This window comes from Streptomyces sp. NPDC006529 (assembly GCF_040611795.1).
In the GTDB taxonomy this organism is placed as follows: Bacteria; Actinomycetota; Actinomycetes; order Streptomycetales; family Streptomycetaceae; genus Streptomyces.
On sequence record NZ_JBEXPB010000112.1, the window covers coordinates 1 to 3,408 of the forward strand.

Genomic DNA, 3,408 nt, shown 5'->3' on the forward strand with positions numbered 1-3,408 from the left:
GCTCCGGGGGTCGGGGTCGATGGTCTGGGTGTGGCGTATGTGATCTATACGTCGGGTTCGACGGGCCGGCCCAAGGGTGTCGCGGTCACGCACGGTGGTCTGGCCAATTATGTGGTCTCGGTCCCGGCGAGGGTCGGGTTCGGTGCGCCGGGCGGGAGGTATGCGCTGTTCCAGGCGCAGGTCACCGACCTGGGCAACACGGTGGTCTTCGCGAGTCTGGTCACGGGTGGTGAGCTGCACATCCTGGCCGAGGACGCGGTCACCGACCCCGAAGCAGTGTCCAGCTACGTCGCGGAGCACGGGATCGAGTTCTTGAAGGTGGTTCCTTCGCATCTGGCGGCGCTGGGTGCCGGCGGTCTGGAGAGGGTGTTGCCGTCGAGGGCGGTGGTGCTGGGTGGTGAGGCCGCGCCTTCGGGCCTGGTGGAGGAGCTGCTGGCGGTTGCCGGGGATTGTGAGGTGTTCAACCATTACGGTCCGACGGAGACGACGATCGGTGTCGCGACGGCCCGTCTGGCCTCTGCTGGTGTTGTCCCCGTGGGGTCGCCGGTCGCCAACACCCGCTTCTACATCCTCGACGGGTCACTGGCGCCGGTGGCGCCGGGTGTTGCGGGTGAGTTGTATGTGGCGGGCGTGCAGTTGGCGCGTGGGTATGTGCGCCGTGCGGGTCTGACGGGTGAGCGGTTCGTTGCCTGTCCCTTCGGCGGCCCGGGTGAGCGGATGTACCGGACGGGTGACCGGGCGCGGTGGACTGCTGAGGGTGAGGTGGTGTTCCTGGGCCGTGCGGATGAGCAGGTCAAGGTCCGCGGCTACCGGATCGAGCCTGCGGAGGTGCAGGCGGTGATCGCGGCGAGCCCGCTGGTCGAGCAGGCTGCTGTGGTCGCGCGGGAGGACGTGCCGGGTGATGTGCGTCTGGTGGCTTATGTGGTCGCGGATGACCCGGAGGACACCGAGGGTCTGGCCGCGGCGGTCCGTACGTTCGCCGGGCGGCGGCTGCCGGAGCACATGGTTCCCTCCGCGGTCGTGGTCATGGACGTACTGCCGTTGACAGGTAACGGGAAGCTGGACCGCAAGGCCCTGCCCGCTCCGGAGTATGCGTCTGGTTCGGGACGGGGGCCGGCGAATGCCCGCGAGGAGGCTCTGTGCGCGGTATTCGCTGAGGTGTTGGGTCTGCCCGACGTTGGGGTGGAGGACAACTTCTTCGCTCTGGGCGGTCATTCGCTGCTGGCGATCCGGTTGGTGAGCCGGGTCCGGGCTGTGTGTGGTGTGGAGCTGGGGATCCGGGCGGTGTTCGACGCGCCGACGGTGGCGGGGCTGGCGGAACGGCTTGGTGGCGGTGGAGCAGTCCGCGCGGCATTGGCGGTGCGGGAGCGTCCGGGGCGGCTGCCGTTGTCGTATGCGCAGCGCCGGATGTGGTTCATCAGCCAACTCGAAGGAAGGCTGTCCACATACAACATTCCTGCGGTCCTGCACCTGACGGGCCCCGTGGACCGCGCAGCACTCAATGCCGCACTCCTCGACGCGATCGGTCGCCACGAGGCACTGCGCACGGTGTACGCGGTTGCTGATGGTGAGCCGTACCAGCGGGTCCTGGCACCCGAAGACGTGACGTGGGAACTACGCACACGCGATATTTCGGCAGCCGAACTGGATGAGTCGATCGCCGAAGCCCTTGAGTACTGCTTTGACCTCGCCACTGAAATCCCGATCCGCGCGACTCTCTTCGAGATCAGTCCGGACGAGCAGGTCCTGGTAGTGATCATCCATCACATCGCGGGTGACGGATGGTCGATGGGGCCGTTGGGCCGGGATGCGTCACTTGCGTATGCGGCACGGCGCGAGGGTCGGCTCCCGGAGTGGGAGCCGCTGCCGGTGCAGTATGCCGACTATGCGCTGTGGCAGCGTGAGCTGCTCGGTGACGAGGGTGATGCGGAGAGTGTGCTCGCGGCCCAGGTCGCTTATTGGCGTGAGGCGTTGGCCGGTGTTCCCGAGGAGTTGGAGCTGCCGTTCGACCGGGCGCGTCCGGCGGTTGCCAGTCACGTGGGTCACCGTCTTCCGGTGGAGGTGCCGGCCGAGGTGCATGCCCGCCTGGTGGAGCTGGCGCGGGCCGAGGGCGTGACGGTGTTCATGGTGCTGCAGGCCGCGTTCGCGGTCCTGCTGTCGCGCCTGGGTTCGGGTACTGATATTCCGATCGGCCTGGCCACGGCGGGGCGTACGGATGTGGCGCTCGACGATCTGGTGGGATTCTTCATCAATACGCTGGTGCTGCGGACGGATCTGTCGGGCGATCCGACGTTCACGCAGGTGTTGTCGCGGGTGCGTGAGGCGAGCCTGTCCGCGTTCGCGCATCAGGATGTGCCGTTCGAGAAGCTGGTCGAGGAACTTTCCCCGGCCCGCTCGATGGCGCGTCATCCGTTGTTCCAGGTGATGCTGACCCTGCAGAACAACGCCGAACCGATGTTGAGCCTTCCAGACGTGCGAACGGAGGAGCTCTCCCAAGGCTCGACGATGGCGAAGTTCGATCTGGAGTTGAGCGTTCTGGAGACGTTCGACGCTAATGGTGCGCCGGCGGGGCTGCGGGGTCTGGTGTTCGCCGCGGCTGATCTGTTCGATGTGGAGTCGGTCGAGCTGTTGGTGGCGCGGTGGGCGCGGGTGCTGGATGCGGTGGGCGGTGACCCGCAGTTGCGGGTGGGTGAGGTACAGGTTCTGGAGGAGGCCGAGTTGGATCGGCTTCTTGTGGAGTGGCAGGAGCCGGCTGCTGTGTCGGCTGGTGGGGTGTTGACGTTGCCTGAGCTGTTTGAGGCTCAGGTGGCGCGGACGCCTGATGGGGTTGCTGTGGTGTTTGAGGGTGTTGAGGTTTCGTATGCGGAGCTGGATGCGCGTGCGGAGCGGGTGGCCCGTTATTTGGTGGGCCGGGGTGTGGGTGCGGAGTCGGTTGTCGGGGTGGTGATGGACCGCGGCGTTGAGCTGATTGTTGCGCTGTTGGGTGTGTTGAAGGCTGGTGGTGCCTATCTGCCGGTGGATCCGGGGTATCCGGCGGAGCGGATCGCGTTCACTGTCGCGGACGCGGCCGCGTGTGTGGTGGTCACGACCGTGGGGCTTGCGGGTCGGGTGGCTGGTTTGGGTGTGCCGGTGGTGGCCTTGGACGATCCGGCGGTGGTGGATGAGCTTGCGGCTGTGCCGGGGGGTGTGTTCGGGCGTGGGGTGCTGTCGGCTGATCATCCGGCGTATGTGATTTATACGTCGGGTTCGACGGGGCGTCCCAAGGGTGTGGTGGTGACGCATCGGAATGTGGCGGGGCTGTTTGCTCAGACGGGGCCTCTGTTCGGGTTTGGTGCGGGGGATGTGTGGAGCTGGTTCCACTCGTATGCGTTTGATTTCTCGGTGTGGGAGTTGTGGGGCGCGCTGTTG

General features: G+C 66.6%; 1 protein-coding gene. It reads left to right on the plus strand.

Annotated elements, in window-relative coordinates:
* Positions 1 to 30: 30 nt before the first annotated feature.
* Positions 31 to 3,408 (plus strand): AMP-binding protein (locus ABZY31_RS31135; RefSeq protein WP_356417028.1); only part of this gene is annotated, 3,378 nt, incomplete at its 3' end.